The following is a 24,406-nucleotide window of genomic DNA, read 5'->3' as shown; positions in this document are numbered from 1 at the left end:
AAATTAAGCTGATGCGTTGTAAAATAAATCACTGTGTTGTTGATCAATAATCGCTGTTTTAACTATGTTGTCAGCGTGTTCTGTATCACCAGAAACCGTTTCAGTGTTAATGCCAAGTTTTTCGAATAAGGCAATATCTTGGTTAGTTTCAGGGTTTTCTGCAGTCAATAACTTACAACCATAAAATATTGAGTTAGCGCCGGCGAGGAAACACATCGCTTGCATTTGCTCATTCATCGCCGTACGCCCTGCAGATAATCTCACGTGACTTTTTGGCATCATGATACGCGCTACCGCAATACAACGGATAAAATCAAAACTATCTAAATCATCAATATCAGCTAAAGGGGTACCTTCAACTTTCACTAACATGTTAATTGGGACACTTTCTGGTTGTGGGCTTAGGTTTGCTAGTTGTATTAATAGTGAGGAGCGATCAACCGCTTTTTCACCTAAACCAACAATACCACCACTACAAACTTTCATACCGGCGCTGCGAACATTACTTAAAGTATCAAGTCTATCTTGAAACGTTCGGGTGGTAATAATTTGATTATAATGTTCAGGAGACGTATCAAGGTTATGGTTGTAGTAATCTAAACCGGCATCATTAAGTCTGTCTGCTTGCTCAACAGATAACATTCCTAAAGTCATACAGGTTTCCATACCTAATTCTTTAACACTTTTGACCATCTCAAGTACGTAAGGCATGTCGCGTTCTTTCGGATTACGCCATGCAGCGCCCATACAAAAACGTGTTGAACCCATATCTTTGGCCCGTTGTGCCGCTTCTAATACTTTTTCAACGGCTAATAAGCTCTCTTTTTCTAAGTTAGTTTTATTACGTGCACTTTGTGAACAGTATTTACAATCTTCTGGACAAGCACCAGTTTTAATCGATAACAAGGTACTCACTTGTACTTCATTCGGATTAAAGTTTTCTCTATGCACGGTTTGTGCTTTAAACATTAAGTCACTAAAAGGCATAGCGAATAATTTATTCACTTCTTTTAAATTCCAGTTATGACGAATAATAGAATTTAACGACTGTGTTTGAGGTGGTAATTGTGGTGCTGCTTGTGGTGTTACCTTTAATGTGGATACTGCTTCGGACATATTTAAACTCAATTGCATCTGGTTAACTTAACGGGTAGTCTAGCCACCCTATGCATGATGTCAACGATTAATAAGACCTTTAGTTAACAAATGAACAAAAAACAAACAAACATCACCCCATCTGAACAAAACTCACTGCTGCGCTTTGATAAAGAGCACGTTTGGCACCCATATACGTCTATGTCTGAGCCATTACCTAGCTATTTAGTTGAGAGTGCACAAGGCGTGCATATCAATTTAGCCAGTGGCGAACAACTCATCGATGGTATGTCATCATGGTGGTCGGTGTTACATGGTTATAATCATCCTAAACTAAACGCCGCGCTTCAAGAGCAAGCCAGTAAAATGTCTCATGTGATGTTTGGCGGGTTAACACATCAAAGTGCGATTAACTTATGTGAAAAACTAATTGCCTTAACGCCCGACGGATTAGACAAGGTGTTTCTGTCTGACTCAGGCTCGGTCAGTGTTGAAGTAGCAATTAAAATGGCACTGCAATATCAACATGCTGTTGCTGAAAAAAAGCAGACTAGGTTAACAAAAACTAAATTGCTCACCGTTAAGAATGGTTATCACGGTGATACTTTCGCCGCGATGTCAGTTTGTGATCCCGTTACCGGCATGCATCAAATATTCGAGCAAGTATTAATGCAGCATTACTTTGCCCCAGCCCCTACCATAAAATTTGGTGAGCAATGGTCTGCTGATGATGTAACTGAACTCAGCGCTTTATTTGCTAATCATCATACAGAAATTGCCGCCTTTATTATCGAGCCTATCGTGCAAGGCACCGGTGGAATGCGTTTTTACCACCCGGAATACTTAAAAGCGTGCCGGGTATTGTGTAATGAGTATGATGTTTTACTTATTGTTGATGAAATAGCGACAGGTTTTGGTAGAACAGGGAAACTATTTGCTTGTGAATGGGCCGATATCAGTCCAGATATTATCTGTTTAGGTAAAACCCTTACGGGGGGCTATATCACCCTAGCTGCAACCTTATGTACCACGCATATTGCTGAAACTATTAGTGAGGGCGTCGCAAGTTGCTTTATGCATGGCCCTACTTTTATGGGCAATGCCCTAGCCTGCGCTGTTGCTAATGCTAGTATTGAATTGTTATTAGAAAATGACTGGCAAGCACAAGTACAAGGAATTGAAGCAACCCTTAATAAACTGTTAACCCCCTTGAAAAACCACTCAAGAGTTGTCGATGCCCGTGTTTTAGGCAGTATTGGCGCAATCGAGTGCAAACAAAACGTTAACGTTGCTCAGATACAAAAGCGTTTTGTTGAATTAGGGGTTTGGATCAGACCCTTTGGCACATTAATATATATCATCCCACCACTTATCATTACCACCGAGCAACTAGTGGCTTTAGTTAATGCGATAGCAACGGTATTAGATGAAGATAACTGTTTTTCTAAATAATTTTAATGCATAGCTTTAATGTACAACAATGATGAATAGTATCGCTTTAAGCAACTATTCATCTAATATAAGTAATTAAGAATACTCACTGGTTTTTGTCTAACCTAGTATTGAGCAAATAATACCTTCAGTGATACCGGGCGCGCAAGAACCTTAGGTCATCATTCTTGAGGTGTCCGGTCGGTAATCAATGTGCAATTTGAAGGATCGTCGATAAAACCCTTCGAAGATGACGGCTGTAAGAGAAGATGACGAGTATTATCGAAGGTGGCCGTTATCACCCTTGTCTATTTTGCTTTAATGCTCATTACACTGCCTTAACTAATATATAAACTAACCAAGTCAGGTTAATGATGAGTAAAAAAATCAAAGTGAAATTTGAATTATCACTACGGCGGCGACTACGGTACTTTTCTATCATCAACGCTAAATAGCTGCCCAGTGAGCTGAGCCATAACAATATATAGAGATAACCGGTTAACGGAGTCAGCCAGAATTGGCGAATTTCAATATCATAATAACGTAAAACCCCATAATCTTTATCGGGCGCCGCATAATACGACATCACTAAAGCAACCAAAAATACTAACCAACTTAACAACGCTAATATCACCTGGGTGTAATTCCAAAAGTCAGTCGTTTTTCTGCGGTCCATTATTCGATCACCTTTACTTTGTTGATCATTTTCTACATTCTTTGGCTTGTGTATGGTGTTGTTTTCATCCATTTATTCAACTTTTCGTAGTAACTAGCATTATTTGTTATTATTCAGTGCAATTAAGCATTGCATTTATACCTTGTCACGGTAACATATCACCCCATTTTTAGCATAATAGCAATGCGATTAAAATTCTCCGCCACTTTATGTGGATTATGAGAAACTAATCACTCGCTATTAATGCAATTTTCAATCAATTTCATAAGAATAAGAGGTCATTAAATGTCGGTTATAGCAATTACTGATGTATTAGCAGGAAACTTCCCTGTTAATGAAAGCATTACCGTCCACGGCTGGATTCGAACACGTCGTGATTCGAAAGCTGGTATTTCATTTTTAGCAATACATGACGGTTCATGTTTTGATGCTATTCAAGCCATAGTGCCTAATAAACTCGACAATTATGACAGCGAAGTTCTTAAATTGACCACTGGCTGCTCTGTTAAAGTAACGGGTATTTTGGTTGAATCTCCTGGTAAAGGACAAGCATTCGAAATTCAAGCAACTGAAGTAGAAGTATTAGGCTTTGTTGAAGACCCTGATACTTACCCAATGGCAGCTAAGCGTCACAGCATTGAGTTTCTACGTGAACAAGCACATTTACGTCCCCGTACTAATATAGGCGGAGCGGTAACTCGTGTACGTAACTGTTTAGCTCAAGCTATCCATAGATTTTTGCACAACAAAGGTTACTTCTGGATCAGTACACCACTTATCACCGGAAGTGATTGTGAAGGTGCGGGTGAGATGTTCCGTGTAAGTACGTTAGATATGGAAAACTTACCACGTAACGATGAAGGCAAAGTTGATTACAACCAAGACTTCTTTGGTAAAGAGACCTTCCTAACGGTATCTGGGCAGTTAAACGTAGAAACTTATTGTAACGCGTTATCAAAAGTCTATACTTTTGGACCTACGTTTAGAGCAGAAAACTCTAACACTACCCGTCACTTAGCTGAGTTTTGGATGATTGAGCCTGAAATTGCTTTTGCCAATTTGTCTGATGCAGCTGACTTAGCCGAAGAAATGCTTAAGTATGTCTTAAAAGCGGTATTAGACGAACGTGCCGATGACATGGCCTTCTTTCAACAGCGTGTCGATAAGACAGTTCTTGATCGTTTAAATTCTGTTATTAATACTGACTTTGTTCGTCTTGATTACACTGACGCTATCACTATTTTAGAAAACTGCGGTAAGAAATTTGAAAACCCAGTCGCTTGGGGCGTAGATTTAAACTCTGAACATGAGCGTTACCTCGCTGAAGAACATTTTAACGGCCCGGTAATTTTGCAAAACTACCCGAAAGATATTAAGTCTTTCTACATGCGTTTAAATGACGATGGCAAAACGGTTGCTGCAATGGATATCCTAGCACCGGGCATTGGCGAAATCATTGGTGGTAGCCAACGTGAAGAACGTCTTGACGTATTAGATAGCCGTTTAGAAGAGATGGGCTTAGATATTGCTGATTACGGTTGGTATCGCGATTTACGTCGTTATGGTACTGTGCCTCACGCAGGTTTTGGTTTAGGTTTTGAGCGTTTAGTTGCTTATGCGACAGGTATGCAAAACGTTCGTGACGTAATTCCATTCCCAAGAACACCTAATAACGCTGCATTCTAACGATTCATTTAAAACGTAAATGTTACTAAAAAAAGTGTGTTAGATACAAAAAAAGCGACCTAAGGTCGCTTTTTTTATGTCTGATCATAAGTTAAATCTATCATTACTAACACCTAGTTACAAACAAGTAGTTACTGCCAATAGGTAACCTTGTCTTGATTGTCTTTTGCGGGTTTTACATTGAGTTCTTTTTTCGGGGTACCTATATATAAAAATCCGGCGATTTCATTACCCTCAGTGATATCTAAGCCTTGCTTTACCGTTTCATTATAAGCTAAATTACCAGTACGCCACATAGCACCATAGCCCAATGAAAATGCTGCCATTTGCATTGCTTGAGCAGCACAACCTGCTGCAATTAGTTGCTCTTGCTCAGGTACCTTATTATGTTCAACATAGTGAGTAGAAATAACAATAATCATCGGTGCTCTAAATGGCATTTTAGCGACTTTGGCCATTTTTTCATTTGAGGCGTGTTCATCAATGCTAGTACCTTCAATTAGGCCAGCGTTAATAGCCATCTCTATGGTAGTCGCTTCAACGTAAAGTTCACTTAATCGTTGCAAACCATTACCGGTAATAACATGAAAATGCCATGGTTTTAAACCACCATGATCAGGTACTCGCATACCTGCAGCAAGTAACGTGGTTAAATCTGCCTCGCTCGGCGCGGGCTCAGTCAATAATGGCGTAGATTGACGTTGTAATAATAATTCAATGGCGTTCATAAGATTCTTCTAACAAGGTGTATCATTAAAGTTTATCGATAATTTTATCGTTGTGCACGCTTATCTTAACTAAATAAGGCCATAATGAGCGAAATAAATTAAATATAGCAATTGACCGTATTTCTTGTTGACTTAGTTTTGCGCTAAAGCCACAATCGTTAAGTAATTACACTAACGGTAAATTCAGCACAAGATAACTTGTCCCGATTAACGATAGTACTAACGATTAGATTCACTATAAGACTCTTTATAAGAAATAGTATGCAAAACAATTTACTGACCATGACCAATATTCGAAACCTAAAAGCTCTGGCTATTTTCAGCCTGCTTGTGGTCAATCGACTTTGGCAAGTAAAGCGCCTGTTAAATTGGCCCCCCACTGCGGAGCATTTAAAAAATAATAGTTAATCAGTAATTATTCATTCATCTTTAAGCCGCAGAAATCATCTCTTGCGGCTTTTTTGTTTATATCCCCCCTACTCTTAAAATCCGCAACTGTCTGCCTTAGCTTAATAAACATGTGAGTTATTCAACAATATTTGAGTTATTAATCAAATGAAGGAAAAGTAAAATGTCAGTGTCAATTGCCTATTTGGCGGTACTTTTAATATGGTCAACCACCCCATTAGGTATCGTATGGAGTGCGGAGTCCATTAATCCAAGTTTAGCGGTATTGCTAAGAATGCTTATCGCTTTAGTGCTTGGAGCCCTTGTGATTAAAATTCGAAAAATTAGTATTCCTTGGCACAAACAGGCATTGAAATTATACAGCTACTCGGCATCTGGTATTTTTGGCGGTATGTTATGTACATACCTTGCTGCGCCCTATTTAACCTCAGGTATAATTTCCTTAGTATTTGGCTTATCCCCAGTAATTTCAGCGCTATTAGCCAAGCACATTTTAGCCGAGCCAAATATCAGCGGCATACGTAAATTTTCTATGTTGATTTCACTTATCGGCTTGGCTGTCGTTTGCTCTGATAAGATCAGTTTTACTGATGACAGTATGTATGGCGGCATCTATATTTTATTGGCGGTGTTTTTCTTTAGTTTAAGTGGCGTATTGGTAAAGAGTGTGACATTAGCAATACACCCGTTAGCCACTACGGTAGGTGCGTTAACCTTTGCCACACCGATGTTTTTAGTGAGTTGGTTAGTGTTGGACGGCACTCTACCGATTGATCTGTGGCAAGCCAGATCTATTTGGGCAACACTTTATCTAGGTGTCTTTGGTTCATTGATTGGTTTCTATGCTTACTTTACTGTGTTGCAAAAGCTATCAGCTAGCACAGTAACCTTGATCACCTTAGTCACCCCAGTAATCGCCTTGAGTTTAGGCGCACTGTTAAATGGCGAGCTGATCAATGATAAACTGATTGCGGGCGCATTTATGGTGTTGTTTGGTTTGGCTATTTATCACTTTGGTGATTCATTAGCGCTGTTCAAGAATAAAAAGACCAAAAGCAACGAGTAGTTGTGATAAACAATCAATAAAAAAAAGCTGAACAACTTAAACGCTGTTCAGCTTTTTTATGTCTTCACCGGAAAAACACTTTTTAGTTGAAATGCTTTTTCTCTATCAGAAAACGTTGTGCGACAAAGTGGTCAACGCTGGTATAACGCCCTGCACCGATAAAGAATAACGCGAGTAACATGATAAAGTACGTTGTCGAAAATTCGATACCGTTATTTAATACCACGATATTACCCTTTTCATATAACCAATCAGTATTACCATTCTCATTTAACAGCTCTTTCATTTTTTCTAGTCGTATTGCTGTTTGTTCACTGTTCTCTAAACTCGCCTTAGCACTTTCAACACCTAACCAAGTGGCAACTCTTGCCGGGCTAATATCACTGTTTGTGGGTGTGATAGCAAACCAGCCATTGTCCGCATGAACCGAAGTAGCCGCTACTATCATAGTAAACATCAATGGAATGCTGATTAACCGTGTTAACGCGCCCACTAATAATAACCAACCACCAAAAAACTCAACTAAAATAACCAAATTGGCAAGTAAAGCCGGAAACGGAAAACCTAAGCCCCAGTCACTGTTGCCAAACCAGGCAATAATATTGGGATCAGCCATAATGGCACTAAATCCGCTGACATCTTCATTGAGTAATTGAGTTTTGCTAAATCCCGCCATGATAAATACCGGTGCAAGGTACAGCCTTAAGAGTAAAGCCGGAATACCATCGAAATTTTTAAGTTGAGCTAAAAAGCATTGGTAGTAATGTGGTAAATGTCGCATGAAGGCGGTCTTTTTAAATAAAGGGTTAATTATAAGAACGTTATACCGACTAAACACTTTCATTTTAATCAATATTGTTTGATAAATATGCTGTCGATTCAACACTGGCATAAAAAGTTACAAAGTAGCGAGGGCAATTGTTAAGTTTTGGTAAACATTAAGGTAGTATAACCTTAAGATTTTTAATTAAAGCAAGCTAAGATAATCATATGAACAATAATCCAGGCATTATAAAAAGGTTCTTTTCTTCACTTTGGCGGATATTAACAGCTACACGCTCAATAGTGGTCAACCTAGTATTTTTTATGCTGTTATTCGCCTTCGTTGGTGTGTTATTAAGTGGTGAGGAACAAATTCACGTACCAGATAAAACAGCGCTAGTACTAAACCTAGTCGGTGAAGTGGTCGAGCAAAAGCGTGAAGTAGACCCGGTGGAAGCTTTTTTAAGTGAAGCCATGGAGCAAAGTGATGATAAGCCAGAAGTATTACTGAGCGATATCATTGATGTTATTGGTAAAGCAAAAAAAGATGATCGGGTAGAAATATTAGTTTTACAACTGCAAGGCTTACAACGCGCCGGTTTAACTAAACTACAAGATATTGCCGCAGCACTGGAAGACTTTAAAAGCTCAGGCAAGCAAATTATTGCCCTTGGTGATCAATTTTCACAAACCCAGTACTACCTAGCAAGCACCGCTGACAACATTTGGTTAAACCCACAAGGTTTTATGTTACTTGAAGGTTATGGCCGTTATAAAATGTACTTTAAGTCTGCCTTGGATAAGTTAGCCATTAATCAACATATTTTTCGCGTAGGAACGTTTAAATCTGCGGTTGAACCGTTTATTCGTGATGACATGTCTGACGCAGCAAAAGAAGCCAACAAACTTTGGTTAAATGACTTATGGATGCAATATAAAGAAGATGTTGCTGCCCGTCGTGGTTTTGGCATAGATAACTTTGATGAAAACATCGATACGCTAGTCAGTAAGTTCAGTGCATCTGGCAGTAGTTTTGCCAAATATGCTCTAAACAACAACTGGGTTGATCAATTAAAGTCTCGCCAAGAAATGCGTTCTGAGCTCATTGATTTAGTGGGTAAGAACAAAAAAGGTGATAGCTATAGCCATATTGGTTACCAAGCCTATATGACAGCAACCAGTTCCACTTTAGATGCCAGCGCAGAATTGACTGAGTCGGCTAGCGATAAAGTGGCTATCATTGTCGCTAAAGGAACTATTTTAGACGGCACACAAAAACCTGGAACTATTGGCGGCGACAGCACAGCTAAATTATTGCGTAAAGCGCGTTTCAATGATGATGTTAAAGCCGTTGTACTTCGTGTAGATAGCCCAGGTGGTAGTGCTTATGCTTCGGAAATCATTCGTCAAGAAGTAGAATTATTGAAAAAAGCCGGTAAGCCGGTTGTCGCTTCAATGGGCACGTATGCCGCTTCAGGTGGTTACTGGATTTCAGCTCCCGCCGATAAAATTTACGCTTCACCTGCCACTATCACTGGCTCAATTGGTATCTTTGGTATGATGATGACCTTTGAAGATTCATTAAGTAAGATGGGTATTCATACTGACGGCGTTGGTACAACCGACATCGCAGGTTTCGGCCCTACCCAAGCGCTAACGCCTGGTATGGCTAAATTATTCCAGTTATCAATTAACAAAGGTTACCAAGAGTTTATTCAGTTGGTTGCTGACAATCGTGGTATGACCGTTGAGGAAGTAGATGCTATCGCCCAAGGCCGTGTTTGGTCAGGTAAAAAAGCTAAAGAGCTTGGTTTAGTTGATGAACTTGGTAATTTAACTGACGCTGTAGTAGCCGCGGCAAGCCTGGCAAAACTTGAACAATATGACACTTTATTGATTGAAAAAGAGCAATCTTCACGCAATAAAATCATGCAGCAACTATTGGGTAATTCAGCCAGTCTGATTGGCTTATTTACTTCAATGGACGAGAAAATAGCCATTGATGTAACAACCAATGCAGTAAACAATGCACCGTTATCCACCTTAATGACGATGCTAAAAGCTGAGTTAAGCCAAATGAATCAGTTCAACGACCCACAAGGTCGTTACACTTTATGTGTTGCTTGTAGCGGGAACTAAGCGAGTAAATTATTAAAGTAAAAACCCATGCGAAAGCATGAATCTAAAGAGGTCGTTATGCAAATAACGGCCTCTTTTTTTGTCTGTGCCTTGTCTGTGCCTTTTCTGTTCTAGGTCTGTTTTTAACCTAGGCTTTTGTTAGCCACACCGACAAAAGCACCGTTAACTTGCCACGGTTCTATGTTGAAACAAGGAGCTATTATACCAATTTGATTAAATTTCTTCCCAGCTCAGAGCTGTACTTAATGTTCAATAACCAGGCAAATTTGTTTAGGTCTAGTCATTCTAAACCACATAAATTTAACGATGTTAGTGGTCATTGAGTAAGCTCCCACAGGGCGAGTTTAAAGGGTTCATATGCGGCGTTATTGATTTTGACAAGGGAATAACCATTCTCTTCAATCAATGCCTGGCCTCTAAACCCTTTAACTCTCGCTGAGTGGGAAAGAACTTAATCAACTTGGTATTAGTCACTAAGCAATTTTTTTCATCAATTTACACCATCAACGACTAAGTCCGCTAGTAATTTTACCGTTTGCTAAGATATAATATCGCTCGAATAACTAATCACTTAAAGCATTTACAATCATGACGAAAAAAAGAATTTACGTCGCCTATACCGGTGGCACTATAGGTATGATGCAAAGCACTCAAGGCTTTATTCCTGCAAAAGGTCATTTGACTGAATCTATCAATGCCCTGCCTGAATTTCATCGTAGTGAAATGCCTGAATTTACCATCAGTGAATATCAGCCTTTAATTGATTCATCAAACATGACTCCCCGTGATTGGCAACGGATCGCTGATGATATTAAAGCAAATTATGATGACTATGATGGGTTTGTTGTTTTACACGGCACTGATACCATGGCCTATACCAGCTCTGCATTATCTTTTATGTTCGAGAATTTGAGCAAACCTGTTATTGTTACTGGCTCGCAAATTCCTTTAAGTCAACTTCGCTCTGACGGACAAGTGAATGTACTTAACGCTTTATACATTGCCGCTAATTACCCTATCAGTGAAGTAAGTTTATTTTTTAATAACAAACTTTTTCGTGGTAACCGTTGTATCAAAGCCTATGCCGATGGTTTTAATGCCTTCGATTCGCCTAACATGCCGGTATTGTTAGAAGCAGGCATTAATATACAGTTAGGTGCCGGTAAGTTAGCTGATGCTGAGCAAGAGATTGCGCCGCTACAATTATCAACCATCACGCCGCAACCTATTGGCGTAGTACACTTATACCCAGGCATTAGTAGTGACGTCATCGAAAATGTGATTAAACAACCGGTAAAAGCGCTAATTTTACGTAGTTATGGTGTTGGTAACGCGCCGCAAGATAAAGCCCTACTCGCTTGTTTAACACAAGCAAGAGCAGACGGAATAGTGGTTGTTAACTGTAGCCAATGTATTAGAGGCACCGTTAATATGTCGGGTTATGCTACCGGCAATGCCTTAAGTGAAGCCGGCGTTATTAGTGGTCATGATATGACCCTAGAGGCTACGTTAACTAAGCTGCATTATCTATTAAGTAAAGGCTTAAGCTACGATGAGATGTGCAAACAAATGCAAGTGAGTTTACGGGGCGAATTAACCTAGCCCCAGCTTACTTGTTTCAAAACACGAAAACCCCAAACTCAAGCCTTTAAAGCTAGTGAGTTTGGGGCTCTCATCTTCATAATAGAGCAACGGACTAAGTCATTGAATTAAATTACCTCAATAACTTATCGCCTTCATTCATTCTAATAAAGCTTAGCCTTTACCTTGCTCATCATGTAATTCAATATTGAGTTCTAAGACGTTCAAATTACCGTCTTTATTATCAAGGTTTATTGAAAAACTCTCATCAGACACTTTAATGTACTTGCGTAAAACCGCAAGAATATCTTCAGTTAATTGCGGCAGATAATCAGGCTGTTTATTGCGACTATTACGTTCATGAGCCACGATAATTTGCAGGCGTTCTTTCGCTTTTGAAGCCGTCGTTGCCGGCTTGTCTTTCTTCCGTAAAAAATAATCCAGTAATGCCATGTTACCCTCCAAATATTCGACTAAAAATACTTTTCTTTTCGGTTTGTAAGAATCTAAAATCAACAGTATCGCCCAATAGACGGTCAATTACATCTTGGTAAGCCTGTCCAGCATCGCTTTCGGTATCTAAAATTACCGGCTCACCGGCATTAGAGGCTTTTAGTACCGCTTGTGATTCTGGAATAACGCCCAACAGAGGTATAGAAAGTATATCTTCCACGTCCTCAACACTGAGCATTTCACCATCTGCCACGCGCTTAGGAGAATAACGGGTTAATAATAAGTGTTCTTTGATTGGCTCTAAGCCAAGCTCTGCTCTGCGAGAGCGACTAGCTAACATGCCTAGAATTCGATCAGAATCACGTACCGAAGAAACTTCAGGATTTGTGGTTACTATCGCTTCATCAGCATAATACAATGCCATCATCGCACCAGCTTCAATACCTGCAGGTGAGTCACAAATAATAAAGTCAAAGGTTTTACCAAGCTCTTCTAGCACTTTACCGACATTTTCTTTAGTTAGCGCATCTTTGTCGCGAGTCTGCGACGCAGGTAATACCGATAAGCTACTAACGCGTTTATCTTTGATCAATGCCTGATTTAACGTCGCCTCACCATTAATTACATTAACAAAATCATAAACGACGCGTCGTTCACAACCCATGATCAAATCAAGGTTTCGTAAGCCGATATCAAAATCGATTAACACAACTTTATTACCTTTCAACGCTAAACCAAGACCAATGGCAGCGCTTGAGGTCGTTTTGCCAACTCCGCCCTTACCTGATGTTACAACTATTATCCGTGCCATAGACCGAATATCCTTAATAAGTTAAAAATTAAATAAGTTTTGACGACGTCAACTCGCTGTCTGTCAAATTAATATAGGCGGGAGAGTCCCAGTGTTCTTCCATTGACTCACTCAGCCAATAGTTACCATTAATTGAGACCAATTCAGCCTGAAGATTTTGGCAATATATTTTTGCTTGATGATGACCTTGGGCACCAGCAATAGCGCGGCCGCGTAATGAGCCGTATACATGGATATTACCATCGGCAATAACTTCAGCACCGGCAGAAACAGAGCCAATAACCACTAGATTTTGACCCTTAGCGTAAACTTGCTGACCTGAACGAATAGGACCTCGGTGTATTTTGTCGGTAAATAAAGCGACTTGCGGCGTGCTAACTTTTTGTGCACCGCTATCTGGCGCTGCTATTGGCGTTTGTGTTGCCACAGTCGCTTTATCAGTGAACATGCTTTTTTCACCCGTATTTTTGGCGACATTAGCTTTTGAAGTTAAAGCTTTTCCAGTTAAAGCTTTTCCAGTTAAAGCTTTTGCAGTATTAATAAATGAAAAGCCTAACTCACGAATAAGCTGACGTTGTGCTTTATCAACGGTGCCGGTAAATCCAACGAAGGTAAAATTGAGTTCTTCAACTAACAATTTAACCGCCTGATAATCAAGAGAATCGTTAATTTTTTCGATACTCACCACCAGTGGTACCAGGTGAAAGAAATCAGGTGCTTGGGCGATCTTTTTTGTTAAATCAGCACGAACATCGGCTAACTTAACTGATTTTAACTGTAAAACAGACAGGGTAAAGCTTGTCCCTTTAAATTCAATGCTAGTAAAAGCCATAAAGAGGGTTTCCCTAAAATTGTCAGCGCCATCCATCAATTAAAGTAACTCTATATAGGGTCTATATAAAGTACCCAAACATAAAGGCACTAGTATCGTCGCTTTCTATAAGTGTTGGCCTATAAAAAGCACGATATTGAAATAATGAAGTATTTATAAAGCGCTTTTTAATGTGGAAATTAAAGCATCTTGCCCTAGGTGATAACGATCAATTTTATTATTCGCCATTAACAACGAATAACTTAAGTTAATTGAGGCTACCAACAAAGCACGTTCGCTATTAGCGTTACCGGCACTGTGTTTAATTTTTTCACACATATCCGCGAGGTTACTAGCGGCTTGATTTAAATCCTCTGCCTGTTCAGCTGAGCAAGTAAACTGATGTTGCCTGCCCATAATTACCACGCTGATGCCTTTAGAGTCTTCTGTAATCATTAATCAACCTCTTATGCGCTTTGTAACTTACCTAAAAGGTTTGTTAAAACATCGTTGGTCTGCTTTTGTTTTTCTTCACCGTCAAGCGCTTCAAGTTGCAAAGTTTCATTTTCATCAATAAGTACTGATTTTTGCTGCTCTAGTTCGGCTACTTGGCTTTTAAGTTGGTTATTTTTTTCAATAATATCTGAAACCAGTTGTTCGAGTTGAGGGAGAGTATTTTCTAACATAAGGCGCTCTTGTTAACTGTAGTAAATTTAGGGAAGCAAATTTAATCTAAAGTGAGGCAGAATGCTACCTTTAAGCGTGATTAATGACTTAATTAATGTAACAAATTTAAACATCAAGGCAGATTTGACAATAACGTTTAAAAAACACGCTTTTATGATAAAAATTAATCAATTAGAAATAAAAGTGTCAACGATGCTTTTCGATACATTGGGATAACAATACTACTGACCCTCACTGCTCACAGCCAAAAAACAAACCCATGGTATTGGTCGATTAGTAGACAGACTTTACTCACTGTTGCTTGTTTTAGCACCGCATGGCCCACCTAAAAAATAAGCGAGCAACTAAAGTTGACTAAACCGTACTTAAACGAAGGCAGGTTTTGTTAGATTAAGTGCCGTCAGGTATACGCAAATATGCGCTTCAATTGTCAATTGCGTTTCGGTTATTAATTTTTTAGCGGCGCTACAACGTAGCTCTTTCACTATGCTGGTAAAACTTGTGCCCTGCTCAGATAGCTTTCTGCGCAACGTTCTTGGGGTTAGTTTCTAGCACAGAGTTCATTGTGCATATTAGCGGCTATCCATTGATTGATGGTAATGAGAAATTCACTATGGAGATTGCCGTCACTTATTGGGCAGCGGAAAACAAAATGTTGATGTTAACTTAAATCCGCTTTATGAAATTGACGCTTATAACAAGGTCGATATGCGTATTGCACTTGAGGGTGAAAATTGGAATATTACGCTGTTTGGTAAAAACATCACCAATGCAGAAGTATTAACCTATGTGGGCAATAATCCATTATCAGGCAGTTCCTTTGGCACCGATACTTTTTTATGGGTTTGTCGACCGACCCGCTGTATATGGCAAACAGTTAGATTAAAGCTTTTAGTTAATGCGAAGTTTACTTCTCATTACTTTAAAAATTAACGAATACTGCTGACAAATCGTGAGCAGTATTCGTTTAGATAGCGCGGATAAAACGTTGCTATCCACAACACTTTTTATATTTTTTACCACTACCACATGAACAAGGATCATTACGGTTTGGCGTTTTATCAAAACGAGTGGTGGTTGGCTTGTTTAAAAAACCATCAAGTTCAAGAATATTTTCTTCAACTGCACTATCAACGGTGATTTCAGCAAATAAATCATTTTCGCTTACTATCAAAGCGACAGCTACTTTTCTTTCTTCACTATTAACAACTAACGTTAATGGATGTTTTTCACTACCAAGCTTAACGGCACGCTTATTATTATAACCTGTGGTTACATGGTTATGTCTGGTGTGGATACGTCCTTTGTAATAAAGATCGTGCATAATGTTCTCCGCTAAAATGAAATACTTGGTTTAAGCGCGGCAGTATAACGTAACGTGATAAATAGTCGACTGTTGAATGGGCTGTCTGTGAGATATTTTATAAATACTCAATAAAAAGTCACTTTATTGCAAAATAAGTCCCATTCACCAGTCTCACTCTCATCAGTGATACAATAGGTTTGCTTAGACCTTAATAATTAGCGAGCTATGCCAATACTATGAAAGACTGTAATCAATGTGGGAAATGTTGTATTAAATACGGCGGTGGCGATCTTGCAGCAACACAAGATGAAATAGACCTTTGGGAGATATTTAATCCGGAGATCTTCGACTATGTGAAAAATAACCAGATATGGTTCGACCCTAAGTCAGGTTTACCCCTTGAACGTTGTCCGTTTCTTGAAATCGCGCCCAAGAAGACCCCACTCGCGCCTAACCTATATACCTGTAGCATTTATCAAGACAGACCGGAAGATTGCCGTCATTATCCGAGTCTCATTGCTGAAATGATTAGAGATGAGTGTGAAATGATTGAAGTAATTGATATTGAACACCAAAAACAAGCGCAGGTAAAACTAGATATCCTAATGCAAGATAGTCGCCCGGCCTGTTGTAGTTAAAAAATAAACTTTTAGTCGCGGACCACAAGGTTACGGGGTTATATACCCAAACAACCTCAAGATGCAGGATTCAGCTGGAATTAAAAACGTCTTTAGGCTAGGCATTGATTGAAGAGAATGGTTATTCCCTTGTCGAAATCAATCACGAAGGATAAAACGTTTCTAAACCAGCCCTACGGGGACGGATGAGAAAATCATATTCATCGTTGCGTATGAAATTAAGGGAATAACCATTAATAGAATACCCGCCTTGATTATGAATCGCTCAGTCGTCCTGAAACGAGTATCTTGAAGTAGCTTGGGTATATTATGGATGAACGCCTTCATAAGCTTGTGATGAAAGTATTAATCATGGTGTTATGTGTTTACTCTCTGCGCATTACTTCTGCTCATATTGCCTAATGACTACCTGATGAGCGCTAAAATATCTTTAAACGCTGGCTCTCGACAATCTTTTACTAGCTCGTACAAACACATTTCTAAACCGGTAAGTTCAGCGCCACTTTGAGAGAGTTTGTTTATTGCTAGGGTTTTGTTGGCAAGGGTGCGCGAGGAAATACAATCTTGTACTAACTGAACATTAAAGCCAGATTGTTGTAAATGCTGTGCTGTTTGATAGACACAAATATGCGCTTCGATATCACACATAAGCCAGTTATCTATCTTGGAATCGATGTTTGCCGTTCCTTTAGCAGCAACACTATTTTCATTAGTGTTAGCATGAGTAACTGCCTGATTAATTGCGGAGATGAATTTCGGCTCTGCGCCAGCGTTAAAGCTAAATTTTATGATTGGCGATTGTGCACTGAGCAAGGTCGATAATTCACTCACCGTTGCCCCAAGTTTCTCGGGGTTCTGTTCTAACCAAATAATAGGTAAGCCCAGTGCTTGCGCGCCTTTAATTAACGTTGCGCAATTGGCAATCAAACTGGCACTGTCATGTACCCTATGGGCAAGATTTCCTTGCACATCAACGACAATCAGACCAGTATTTTCGTTCGTCAATGGTCTTAACTGCCTTCGCTGATTTAACTGATTTTGCTGAGAACTCATACAATACCACTTTCTATTAAAGCTATAGTTAAAGCTAAAGTGAAAAGCTTATATTAGCAACCAACACTCACTGGTTGATAAACCAATTTCAGCTTCTCTGCCATCTTCATGTTTTTTCCTGTGTCACGGTATGCACCATAAAGCATAATATCGGGTTAGTTGAAGTGTTAATACAAACTTTTTAATTGCTGTACTAAAAGTTCTACCACACGTTCATCATCACTGGTTAGTTCAGTGACCGCTTTGATTGATGACCAAATAACTTCTTCTTGCCGTGCCCAAGAATAACGAGGATGTGACTTAGCACTTTTTTTCTTATTCGCTCTAAACAGCATGAGGTTCAGGTTATCTGGTTCAATTGCGGCAATGCCATTTTCTTTGATGCTTTTTGCATGATCAACATCAAACAAGTTACTAAAACCTACCGCTGTAGAAAGTGCACTGGAAATTCGCCAAAACTCATCGTAACGAAATTTACCATAAGCAGATAATGCAGCTTCGCCCCTTTCTTCTATTGCCGCTCTGTTATAGTCTTCCGCGTTATCATAGAAAACCTCCTGGGTTAGCCGTATAACTGGAAAGTGTTGACTTATCCATGCGGTCATACGACGTACTTCATGCCCATCGCCAACAAGTTTTATATCAGATATAAGCGGGTAATGCCGCTTACGGCTGCTTTGATACAGCGAATACGACATTTCGATAGTGCCATCAAAGTCAACGGAATTTATGATTTGAGAAAGTGTCTGCACGGTAATCCTATGAGCATTTAGATGCCCCATCTTTTTAAATTGTTAAGGTAGATAATTTTACTACTCAGCCATTACCATGGTTTTAATTTTAACTGCTTTTTCAAAGTGATCTAGTTTATGGGTCATGATCCACCACGTTGCCGCTTCCATTAATAACTCCGGATCATCATTTTTGTTGGCAAAAAAGGCATAAAATGATAAACCGACAGTAGTGCCCTTCTGGGCAATCTTTTTATCACACACGGCAATTATCTTTGCTTGTAAGCTCTTTCGCATTCGTTAATTTCCTTTTAAAGTTTTCTTACTTGATGTTTGCTCTTTGTTAGTGTGTGATCTTGCCATAACTAGACAAAAAACGGTATCTACTAAAGATAAAAAGCCAGTAAGGTTTACTTACTGGCTTTGGTTTTACTCTATCGGTTAGGTGGAAGTATTAACGGTACTCTCTACATAACTAAACTAAACCTAATTAAACTACTTCTCTTCAAAGTAGAATTTTTCACGTTTGTTATCGTAGTTACCAATCTCATTCATGGTTTCAGCGTTGTATAAACGGCCATTTATCATGGTATGAGTTACTTTATCACTTAAACGAATATCTTTAGTAACGTCACCATCAACAACGATGATATCCGCTAACTTACCAACGGTTAATGAGCCAATATCTTTGTCTAAACCTAAAGTACGTGCTGGTGAAATAGTGGCGGTACGAATAGCTTGTAGCGGTGTCATACCGCCTTGCGCCATCATCCACATTTCCCAGTGCATTGCTAAACCCTCACGTTGACCATGACCACCGGCGTTAACTTCAACACCTAAGTCTTGCATTTCCTTGGCTACTTTCGCGACATTAAAATGGTTGTAATGATGTAATGGCGCTTTTGTACGGCGCATTGAGCGCGGGTCTAAAAACTCACTTGGTACATATTTACTTAAACGCGGGTGTTCCCAAACATTAGTGGTATCGTACCAATAGTGTTCACCGGAGATACCGCCATACGAAACGCCCATCGTTGGTGTGTAGGCCATATCAGATTGTGACCATAATTGTTTGATATCATCATAAATTTTAGCAGTTGCGATTGAATGCTCTAACGTTGTATGACCATCAACTACCATAGTTAGGTTATGTTGCAGTAACGAGCCACCTTCAGGCACAACCATCATTTCTAATTCACGTGCGGCTTGAATAAACTGTTGGCGTTGATTACGACGTGGTTGGTTGTAACTTTTAACACTAAAAGCCCCTGCTGCTTTTAAACGTTCAACGTGGAACTTAGCATCGTCAAGGCTATCAACGTGTGAGGTATAACCTGGGATAGTGGCGCCATATAAAATAGCACCGGTGGAGAATAAACGTGCCGCGACTATTTTACCGGCTTTTTGCATTTCGCTAGCGGCAAAAAATTCAGTGGTATCGTTAGATGGATCATGAATGGTGGTAACACCTAATGATAATCCCGCGTAGTTTTTCCAGTTTTGCTGTGGAATTATTTCACTAGTGCCTTGTGAGCCATGAGCATGGGCATCGATTAAACCTGGCATAACTGTTTTCCCGGTAATATCAATAATGAAAGTATCACTTGGAATTTTTACTTGTCCATTAACGCCAACTGCCTTGATTTTATTGCCTTCTACTAACACCACACCATTTTCAATGACTAGCTCGCCTTCCATGGTGATAACTGTACCACCAACAAAGGCAACACGACCTGATGGGATGTCAACTTTTTGCTGGTAACTTAAATTTGTAACTTTTGCTTTAGATTTTACTTCGGCTTTTCCTTCTTCTTCAATTACGGCATTGTCATCTGACTTTTCTGCTGCTTTACCTGTAATTTCAAACAGTCCTTTTACAGATGCTTGGTATAAGTTTGGACCAAGGCTCCAGTAGATCTCGTTTGATTTACCATTCCAGTTTATACCTTCACCGGCACGTACTGATAATTGCTCTACCGGTAAGTTTTTCGATTTAGGGCCAATATCAATGACCTCACCTCGTTCTACAAAGGGCGTAACGAAAACTTTAAAACGTTCGGCAAAGGCGAGTGATTTACCATCAGGTGAGACGCGGTATTCTGAAGCGAATTTACCTTGGTATAATTTGGTATCGTGCTGACCATCAAGATCAATGCGAGATAAGTTTGGTGTTTTACCGTCACGGGTCACATAAACACGATCGTTACGGGCACCAAAATGTGGCTGCACCCCACTTTCAGTGACAAGTTTAGCCTTACCACCTTTTGCTGATACCTTGTAAATGCCTGGGTTTAAGCCCCAAATCGGATCGGTAATATAACCACCACTGATTTTACGAAAAACTACGGTTTTACCATCAGGTGAGAAGCTAGGTTCAACGTATTTACCCGGCTCACGGGTAATAACTTTACCTTTACCACCTCGACTAGAGACAACACGTACTTGGCCTAAGTTTTTATCATCCCAGCTTACGTAGACAATTTTTTTACCGTCACGTGAAAAGCTTGGGTTTAATTCAAATTGACTTTTTTGTTTGGTGATACGCTTAGGTTTACCATTGGGTAAACTTTTGCGGTAGATGTGCCCCATTGATTCAAACACAGCTACTTTGCCGTTTGGTGATACTTTAACGTCACGTAACATTTTGGTGTCAAACGACTTTAAATCTAAGTCTTGTGAGAAGCGCAACGCAGTTTGAATTTTCTTTTCCGTTTTTACATGGAAATCAATGACGGTGGTTTTTTTTGAGTCTAGCGATAACTTATTAATTTTACCCCCGGCCCAGAAAACTAAACCGTCACTGTCAGGTGTCCATGCCATTGTTGGGTATACGCCATGTATCGCCCAAGTCTCTTGCATGTCGCGCTCTAAACCATCATAAATTTTGGTTTGTTCACCACTTTTAAGGTTGTACAAATATAAATTTGATTGAAAGTCATCACGGCTGATAAAGGCTAAGAACTTACCGTCAGGTGAAAGCGTTGGTCTGATCGCGCCACCCTTACCTGAAACAACCACTTTGATTTCGCCGGTTTCAAGTTCAAGACGTTTAATTTTATAAATGCCTTTTTCAGAGTCTTTTGAATAATGAAAGGTTTTGCCTGGCGTTGCATCTTGTGAGAAATAGACATACTTACCGTCATGTGAGAATGCGGGCTCGCCTAAATCTTTTTGTTCATTAGGTCGTTTGGTTAGCATTACGCCATTACCGCCCGACTTATGATACATCCATACTTCTCCCGCGCCTAAAGAACGAGAACCAGTGTAGTGTTTACGGCCAACAAGGTAGTTACCATCTGGCGACCATGCAGGGCTATTTAATAAACGAAAAGTTTCAGTGGTTACCGCTTTAGCATCAGTGCCGTCTGCTTTCATGATCCATAAGTTATCGCCACCGTCTTCATCAGAGGTAAAGGCAATGTATTTACCATCAGGGCTAAAGCGTGGTTGCATTTGCCAAGCGATGTCAGTCATTAACGCCTTAGCTTCACCGCCAGAGGCCGGCATAGTGTAAATATCACCTAATAAGTCAAAGACGATAGTTTTACCATCAGGGCTTAAATCAACATTCATCCATGTACCAGAACGAACATCTATTTTTGCTGTGGTGAATTCACCTTGAGGAGCATTTACCGACCATTTGGCTGGCGCTACGACGGCGGTTTCTAGTGTTGTGCTATTGGCTTCAGCTGCTTGGCTATAGCTACTTGGCAGTGCGAGTAAAACACTGAGAGCTACCGTTGAAAGTAGCAATTTGCTTGATAACATGGTTTTCGACATGATGAGAAAGGCCTTAAAGTACTTATTATAGTTACCTGTACTAAATCACAAACACCTAAAAAATGTAAGTGAATTACGTTGATTTCCCGCTATTGGCAGGTACATAACATCAACAAAAAAGTGCCGTACTGTATGGCTTTGCTGACAGTGAGGCTACTAACCTGTTACCTCTGTAAATAAATTGTTAACTGATTGCGGTTAAAGCCAAGAAATTCCTATATAGGTTTTATTAACTAACCTCAGCTCTGCAGAATGAATGTTAACTTTAGTTTTTGCGCGATTAAAATCCCGCCTACGGTTATTGCCAGTAGGCGGGAACTTGTTCGCGCTCTTTACTTTGGCGATAGATGTGGTGATAACAAGGCGGTAATACCTACCCAATAACGGGTTATTGGTAGGAAGACCAACGCTGATATCGCCTAAAATAGCTTTGTGGGTAACTTTGCTTATCCACAGTTGAGGTTAACTAAAGGGTAACTTGCCAGTAACCCACGTCTAACCAACGGTTAAACTTCAAACCAACGTCTTTAAAGTGAGCGACCTTTTCCATATTGAATTTTTCATGCAAGGCAACACTGGCAGCATTAGGTAAGGTAATACCCCCAATAGCGCTATGCATGCCTTGAGCTTTTAAGATAATGAATAATTGTTGATAAAGCTGAGTACCAAGGCCTTTACCGCCACGCTCAGGCGATAAATACGCGGTAACCTCTACAGAGAATCGATAAGAAAAACGTTCTCGCCATTTAGCGGCATAAGCGTAGCCAACCACTTGCCCTGTTTCATCCTCAACCACAAGCCAAGGTAAATCAGCATCAAGTACGCTAGTGATCCTTTGATGCATCTCGATTACGGTTAAAACTTCCTCTTCAAAAGTAATAACGGTATCAGTAATGTAATAATTATAAATAGCACAGATGGCTTCGGCATCCGTTGTTTGAACTGCTCTGATCATCTTCGTTGCTCTCTCGATAAAGCGGGTTTAGTTAATGTAATGGCGAATGACTGATATTTTACCGTTTTCTATTTCCAATACTTCAAAGACGGTGTTATCGATAACAATTTCTTGGCCGTTATCAGGGTGAATACCTTTTGCCTGGGTGTGAAATTCTATGGTTATAACATTTTGAGCAAAAGAGCTATTAATCAACTTGGCTTGGTATTCTGTGTGAATACCTAAATAATAACTCATGCCTTTGCGCATCATTGCCTTGCCATCAGGGGTTCGGCTATCATCATTGGCATAAGGTAAATGTTGGTAGCCAATATCATCGGTTAAAAACGACAGATAATGGTCTAAGTCTTGCTGTGTGGCTTTAGGTTTTTGTACATTGGTCCATGCGGCAAAGTAATCTTGGGTAAATTGTTGATAATTAAATTTATCTCCTTGCGCGTTAACCATAGTGGGTAGTGCTAATAAACATGCCAGTAACGCTGAAAAACAAAATTTCATAAAATGTCCTATCTATTGGTGTCAGTGATGAGTGGTGTTAAACACTGGGCTAATTCATTGAGCCTGTGTAGATTTCTTTATTGAGCGCCTTTATCTGCGCCTTACACTTTGCATTTTCTTTGGATGAGCCCTTAGTACAAGGCGCAGATGGGTCACCACCAAAATCGCGTTGTACGCTATAATAAACACATGATGACAGTAAAAAGCTACACGCTAATGCCGTGATAATTTTCATGTTATTTCCCCTGGGTAAATTTTAGCGTTAAGTACCGACTTTACTAAGGTGGTCAATAACTTAATATAGGGCTAGATGTCATCGCTAAAAATATTATTATTTTATAAATGATTGCTTAGAATAAGCGCTAACCGCGTAGAAAGGAAGTACTTAAATAGATTTTAGCTGGTGATTCTTACCGGTATTAAAGAGGAGTAGAAGCAAGTGATAATGTGAGTAAAAGGTAAGTATTATCTATGAAAAATAGATGATTAACGCAATAGCAGATATGGCTGTTGCTTAACGTATCATCGTTTTAGCAAACAGCGGTAAGCACTGTGATGGTTGGTTTTTGAGGAGTTTTCGTTACAGGGTTTATGTAACGAACTAAGCATTTCAAACGGACGCTTTTTCGGTCGTAATCTTCGGTATAGAAAATATAGATTTGATTTAGCGTACTTGCTTTATCTGAAAAAAATTCCGCCGCATCGCGATTTTCATTAGCGGTATTTCGATCAACGATATCCAACTCTAACCAAGCTTTGAGTTGGGCATTAGTCTCAGGAAAACTGTCCGTACCATCTACTGCCGGATAGCCATTATATAACGGAATATCAACGCCATTTATTTGAATAACGCCGGTGCCAATATGTTCATCTTCAATAATCGCGCGAGCATGAATTAGCTGTAAGCCACTTGCCATCGAGCCACCGATAGTTTCGAGTGTAGCCGCCTTCGCGTCGCTAGTTAAGTCAATAAATTTAGGCGCAGCCGTTACCGCGAGTATACCTAAGATGACAATAACAACAACAAGCTCTATCAGGGTAAAGCCCTTCTTACTTTTCAAATCACGTCTCATGATAAACAGCTTATTTATTGGCAGTATTTAGCCATAAA

Annotated in this window: 25 protein-coding genes; 7 read left to right on the top strand and 18 right to left on the bottom strand. The window is 39.7% G+C overall.

Annotation, left to right across the window (positions count from 1 at the left end; translation table 11 throughout):
• Nucleotides 1–3: 3 nt before the first annotated feature.
• A complete protein-coding gene (gene bioB / locus F580_RS0112750; protein ID WP_019028123.1) occupies nt 4–1,134 on the bottom strand; it encodes a biotin synthase BioB in 1,131 nt (376 codons plus the stop codon).
• A gap of 72 nt (nt 1,135–1,206) precedes the next feature.
• Between bioB and bioA the strand changes: the two genes are divergently transcribed.
• Nucleotides 1,207–2,547 (top strand): adenosylmethionine--8-amino-7-oxononanoate transaminase, encoded by a 1,341-nt coding sequence (gene bioA, locus F580_RS0112745; RefSeq protein WP_019028122.1) that lies wholly within the window; start codon nt 1,207–1,209, stop codon nt 2,545–2,547.
• Nucleotides 2,548–2,854: 307 nt separating this feature from the next.
• Here bioA and F580_RS0112740 read toward each other — a convergent pair whose 3' ends face one another.
• A complete protein-coding gene (locus F580_RS0112740; protein WP_019028121.1) occupies nt 2,855–3,274 on the bottom strand; it encodes a hypothetical protein in 420 nt (139 codons plus the stop codon).
• 213 nt (nt 3,275–3,487) lie between these two features.
• Between F580_RS0112740 and asnS the strand changes: the two genes are divergently transcribed.
• Complete coding sequence (gene asnS, locus F580_RS0112735; protein WP_019028120.1) at nt 3,488–4,888, top strand: asparagine--tRNA ligase; 1,401 nt, start codon at nt 3,488–3,490, stop codon at nt 4,886–4,888.
• 131 nt (nt 4,889–5,019) lie between these two features.
• Here the strand turns inward: asnS and F580_RS0112730 are convergent, their stop codons facing one another.
• The gene (locus F580_RS0112730) at nt 5,020–5,616 is read right to left on the bottom strand and encodes a nitroreductase family protein (RefSeq protein WP_019028119.1); all 597 of its coding nucleotides are present in this window, start codon (nt 5,614–5,616) and stop codon (nt 5,020–5,022) included.
• Between the two features lie 571 nt (nt 5,617–6,187).
• On the opposite strand from F580_RS0112730, the gene F580_RS0112720 reads away from it, so the two are divergent.
• Nucleotides 6,188–7,090 carry a DMT family transporter gene (locus F580_RS0112720; protein WP_019028117.1) on the top strand — a complete coding sequence of 301 codons (903 nt, stop codon included), beginning with the start codon at nt 6,188–6,190 and terminating at the stop codon, nt 7,088–7,090.
• An 82-nt stretch (nt 7,091–7,172) separates the two neighbouring features.
• On the opposite strand, the gene F580_RS0112715 is transcribed toward F580_RS0112720, so the two are convergent.
• Nucleotides 7,173–7,871, bottom strand: a complete 699-nt coding sequence (locus F580_RS0112715) for an HvfX family Cu-binding RiPP maturation protein (protein WP_026301421.1) — start codon at nt 7,869–7,871, stop codon at nt 7,173–7,175.
• A gap of 209 nt (nt 7,872–8,080) precedes the next feature.
• On the opposite strand from F580_RS0112715, the gene sppA reads away from it, so the two are divergent.
• Nucleotides 8,081–9,991, top strand: a complete 1,911-nt coding sequence (gene sppA, locus F580_RS0112710; RefSeq protein ID WP_019028115.1) for a signal peptide peptidase SppA — start codon at nt 8,081–8,083, stop codon at nt 9,989–9,991.
• Between the two features lie 588 nt (nt 9,992–10,579).
• The gene (gene ansA, locus F580_RS0112705) at nt 10,580–11,593 is read left to right on the top strand and encodes an asparaginase (protein WP_019028114.1); all 1,014 of its coding nucleotides are present in this window, start codon (nt 10,580–10,582) and stop codon (nt 11,591–11,593) included.
• A gap of 153 nt (nt 11,594–11,746) precedes the next feature.
• Here the strand turns inward: ansA and minE are convergent, their stop codons facing one another.
• The 5 genes from minE to F580_RS0112680 form a co-directional block, all read right to left on the bottom strand.
• A complete protein-coding gene (gene minE, locus F580_RS0112700; RefSeq protein WP_019028113.1) occupies nt 11,747–12,025 on the bottom strand; it encodes a cell division topological specificity factor MinE in 279 nt (92 codons plus the stop codon).
• A 1-nt stretch (nt 12,026) separates the two neighbouring features.
• Entirely contained in the window at nt 12,027–12,836 is an 810-nt protein-coding gene (minD, locus tag F580_RS0112695) for a septum site-determining protein MinD (protein ID WP_019028112.1), read from the bottom strand.
• 28 nt (nt 12,837–12,864) lie between these two features.
• Nucleotides 12,865–13,668, bottom strand: coding sequence for a septum site-determining protein MinC (gene minC, locus F580_RS0112690; RefSeq protein ID WP_019028111.1), 804 nt, complete (start codon nt 13,666–13,668; stop codon nt 12,865–12,867).
• A gap of 153 nt (nt 13,669–13,821) precedes the next feature.
• On the bottom strand, nt 13,822–14,103 hold the full coding sequence (locus F580_RS0112685; protein ID WP_019028110.1) for a cell division protein ZapA: 282 nt from the start codon (nt 14,101–14,103) through the stop codon (nt 13,822–13,824).
• Nucleotides 14,104–14,114: 11 nt separating this feature from the next.
• Nucleotides 14,115–14,333: a hypothetical protein gene (locus F580_RS0112680; protein ID WP_019028109.1), complete on the bottom strand. Its 219-nt coding sequence runs from the start codon at nt 14,331–14,333 to the stop codon at nt 14,115–14,117.
• 634 nt (nt 14,334–14,967) lie between these two features.
• On the opposite strand from F580_RS0112680, the gene F580_RS0112670 reads away from it, so the two are divergent.
• Complete coding sequence (locus tag F580_RS0112670) at nt 14,968–15,267, top strand: hypothetical protein (protein ID WP_019028107.1); 300 nt, start codon at nt 14,968–14,970, stop codon at nt 15,265–15,267.
• Nucleotides 15,268–15,325: 58 nt separating this feature from the next.
• Here F580_RS0112670 and F580_RS0112665 read toward each other — a convergent pair whose 3' ends face one another.
• Nucleotides 15,326–15,658 carry a PBPRA1643 family SWIM/SEC-C metal-binding motif protein gene (locus F580_RS0112665; RefSeq protein WP_019028106.1) on the bottom strand — a complete coding sequence of 111 codons (333 nt, stop codon included), beginning with the start codon at nt 15,656–15,658 and terminating at the stop codon, nt 15,326–15,328.
• A 218-nt stretch (nt 15,659–15,876) separates the two neighbouring features.
• Between F580_RS0112665 and F580_RS0112660 the strand changes: the two genes are divergently transcribed.
• Nucleotides 15,877–16,278, top strand: a complete 402-nt coding sequence (locus tag F580_RS0112660) for a YkgJ family cysteine cluster protein (RefSeq protein ID WP_019028105.1) — start codon at nt 15,877–15,879, stop codon at nt 16,276–16,278.
• A 405-nt stretch (nt 16,279–16,683) separates the two neighbouring features.
• Here F580_RS0112660 and F580_RS0112655 read toward each other — a convergent pair whose 3' ends face one another.
• The 8 genes from F580_RS0112655 to F580_RS27120 all read right to left on the bottom strand — a co-directional run bounded on the left by F580_RS0112655 (nt 16,684) and on the right by F580_RS27120 (nt 24,368).
• On the bottom strand, nt 16,684–17,331 hold the full coding sequence (locus F580_RS0112655; protein ID WP_019028104.1) for an isochorismatase family protein: 648 nt from the start codon (nt 17,329–17,331) through the stop codon (nt 16,684–16,686).
• A 167-nt stretch (nt 17,332–17,498) separates the two neighbouring features.
• Entirely contained in the window at nt 17,499–18,083 is a 585-nt protein-coding gene (locus F580_RS0112650) for a hypothetical protein (RefSeq protein ID WP_019028103.1), read from the bottom strand.
• Between the two features lie 60 nt (nt 18,084–18,143).
• Entirely contained in the window at nt 18,144–18,359 is a 216-nt protein-coding gene (locus F580_RS0112645) for a DUF6500 family protein (RefSeq protein WP_019028102.1), read from the bottom strand.
• 198 nt (nt 18,360–18,557) lie between these two features.
• A complete protein-coding gene (locus F580_RS0112640; RefSeq protein WP_019028101.1) occupies nt 18,558–21,842 on the bottom strand; it encodes an amidohydrolase family protein in 3,285 nt (1,094 codons plus the stop codon).
• A 466-nt stretch (nt 21,843–22,308) separates the two neighbouring features.
• Complete coding sequence (locus F580_RS0112635) at nt 22,309–22,797, bottom strand: arsinothricin resistance N-acetyltransferase ArsN1 family B (protein ID WP_019028100.1); 489 nt, start codon at nt 22,795–22,797, stop codon at nt 22,309–22,311.
• Nucleotides 22,798–22,824: 27 nt separating this feature from the next.
• Nucleotides 22,825–23,295, bottom strand: a complete 471-nt coding sequence (locus F580_RS0112630; protein WP_019028099.1) for a nuclear transport factor 2 family protein — start codon at nt 23,293–23,295, stop codon at nt 22,825–22,827.
• 49 nt (nt 23,296–23,344) lie between these two features.
• Nucleotides 23,345–23,530, bottom strand: a complete 186-nt coding sequence (locus F580_RS0112625; protein ID WP_019028098.1) for a hypothetical protein — start codon at nt 23,528–23,530, stop codon at nt 23,345–23,347.
• Between the two features lie 295 nt (nt 23,531–23,825).
• Complete coding sequence (locus F580_RS27120) at nt 23,826–24,368, bottom strand: pilus assembly FimT family protein (RefSeq protein ID WP_019028097.1); 543 nt, start codon at nt 24,366–24,368, stop codon at nt 23,826–23,828.
• Between the last annotated feature and the right edge of the window lie 38 nt (nt 24,369–24,406).

Origin of the sequence: Colwellia piezophila ATCC BAA-637, from assembly GCF_000378625.1 — a bacterium.
Taxonomy (GTDB): domain Bacteria; phylum Pseudomonadota; class Gammaproteobacteria; order Enterobacterales; family Alteromonadaceae; genus Colwellia; species Colwellia piezophila.
The sequence above is the reverse complement of the archived record's forward strand: the minus strand, read 5'-3'. Positions and strand labels throughout refer to the sequence as shown.

Bases quoted from the DNA above. Each gene is read 5' to 3' on its own strand.
- minC (WP_019028111.1), bottom strand. From the start codon at position 13,668: ATGGCTTTTACTAGCATTGAATTTAAAGGGACAAGCTTTACCCTGTCT.
- F580_RS0112665 (WP_019028106.1), bottom strand. From the start codon at position 15,658: ATGCACGATCTTTATTACAAAGGACGTATCCACACCAGACATAACCAT.
- F580_RS0112715 (WP_026301421.1), bottom strand. From the start codon at position 7,871: ATGCGACATTTACCACATTACTACCAATGCTTTTTAGCTCAACTTAAA.
- F580_RS0112625 (WP_019028098.1), bottom strand. From the start codon at position 23,530: ATGAAAATTATCACGGCATTAGCGTGTAGCTTTTTACTGTCATCATGT.
- F580_RS0112645 (WP_019028102.1), bottom strand. From the start codon at position 18,359: ATGCGAAAGAGCTTACAAGCAAAGATAATTGCCGTGTGTGATAAAAAG.
- asnS (WP_019028120.1), top strand. From the start codon at position 3,488: ATGTCGGTTATAGCAATTACTGATGTATTAGCAGGAAACTTCCCTGTT.
- F580_RS0112680 (WP_019028109.1), bottom strand. From the start codon at position 14,333: ATGTTAGAAAATACTCTCCCTCAACTCGAACAACTGGTTTCAGATATT.
- F580_RS0112740 (WP_019028121.1), bottom strand. From the start codon at position 3,274: ATGGATGAAAACAACACCATACACAAGCCAAAGAATGTAGAAAATGAT.
- F580_RS0112630 (WP_019028099.1), bottom strand. From the start codon at position 23,295: ATGAAATTTTGTTTTTCAGCGTTACTGGCATGTTTATTAGCACTACCC.
- F580_RS27120 (WP_019028097.1), bottom strand. From the start codon at position 24,368: ATGAGACGTGATTTGAAAAGTAAGAAGGGCTTTACCCTGATAGAGCTT.
- minD (WP_019028112.1), bottom strand. From the start codon at position 12,836: ATGGCACGGATAATAGTTGTAACATCAGGTAAGGGCGGAGTTGGCAAA.
- bioB (WP_019028123.1), bottom strand. From the start codon at position 1,134: ATGCAATTGAGTTTAAATATGTCCGAAGCAGTATCCACATTAAAGGTA.
- F580_RS0112635 (WP_019028100.1), bottom strand. From the start codon at position 22,797: ATGATCAGAGCAGTTCAAACAACGGATGCCGAAGCCATCTGTGCTATT.
- F580_RS0112660 (WP_019028105.1), top strand. From the start codon at position 15,877: ATGAAAGACTGTAATCAATGTGGGAAATGTTGTATTAAATACGGCGGT.
- F580_RS0112655 (WP_019028104.1), bottom strand. From the start codon at position 17,331: ATGAGTTCTCAGCAAAATCAGTTAAATCAGCGAAGGCAGTTAAGACCA.
- bioA (WP_019028122.1), top strand. From the start codon at position 1,207: ATGAACAAAAAACAAACAAACATCACCCCATCTGAACAAAACTCACTG.
- F580_RS0112685 (WP_019028110.1), bottom strand. From the start codon at position 14,103: ATGATTACAGAAGACTCTAAAGGCATCAGCGTGGTAATTATGGGCAGG.
- F580_RS0112720 (WP_019028117.1), top strand. From the start codon at position 6,188: ATGTCAGTGTCAATTGCCTATTTGGCGGTACTTTTAATATGGTCAACC.
- sppA (WP_019028115.1), top strand. From the start codon at position 8,081: ATGAACAATAATCCAGGCATTATAAAAAGGTTCTTTTCTTCACTTTGG.
- ansA (WP_019028114.1), top strand. From the start codon at position 10,580: ATGACGAAAAAAAGAATTTACGTCGCCTATACCGGTGGCACTATAGGT.
- F580_RS0112640 (WP_019028101.1), bottom strand. From the start codon at position 21,842: ATGTCGAAAACCATGTTATCAAGCAAATTGCTACTTTCAACGGTAGCT.
- minE (WP_019028113.1), bottom strand. From the start codon at position 12,025: ATGGCATTACTGGATTATTTTTTACGGAAGAAAGACAAGCCGGCAACG.
- F580_RS0112730 (WP_019028119.1), bottom strand. From the start codon at position 5,616: ATGAACGCCATTGAATTATTATTACAACGTCAATCTACGCCATTATTG.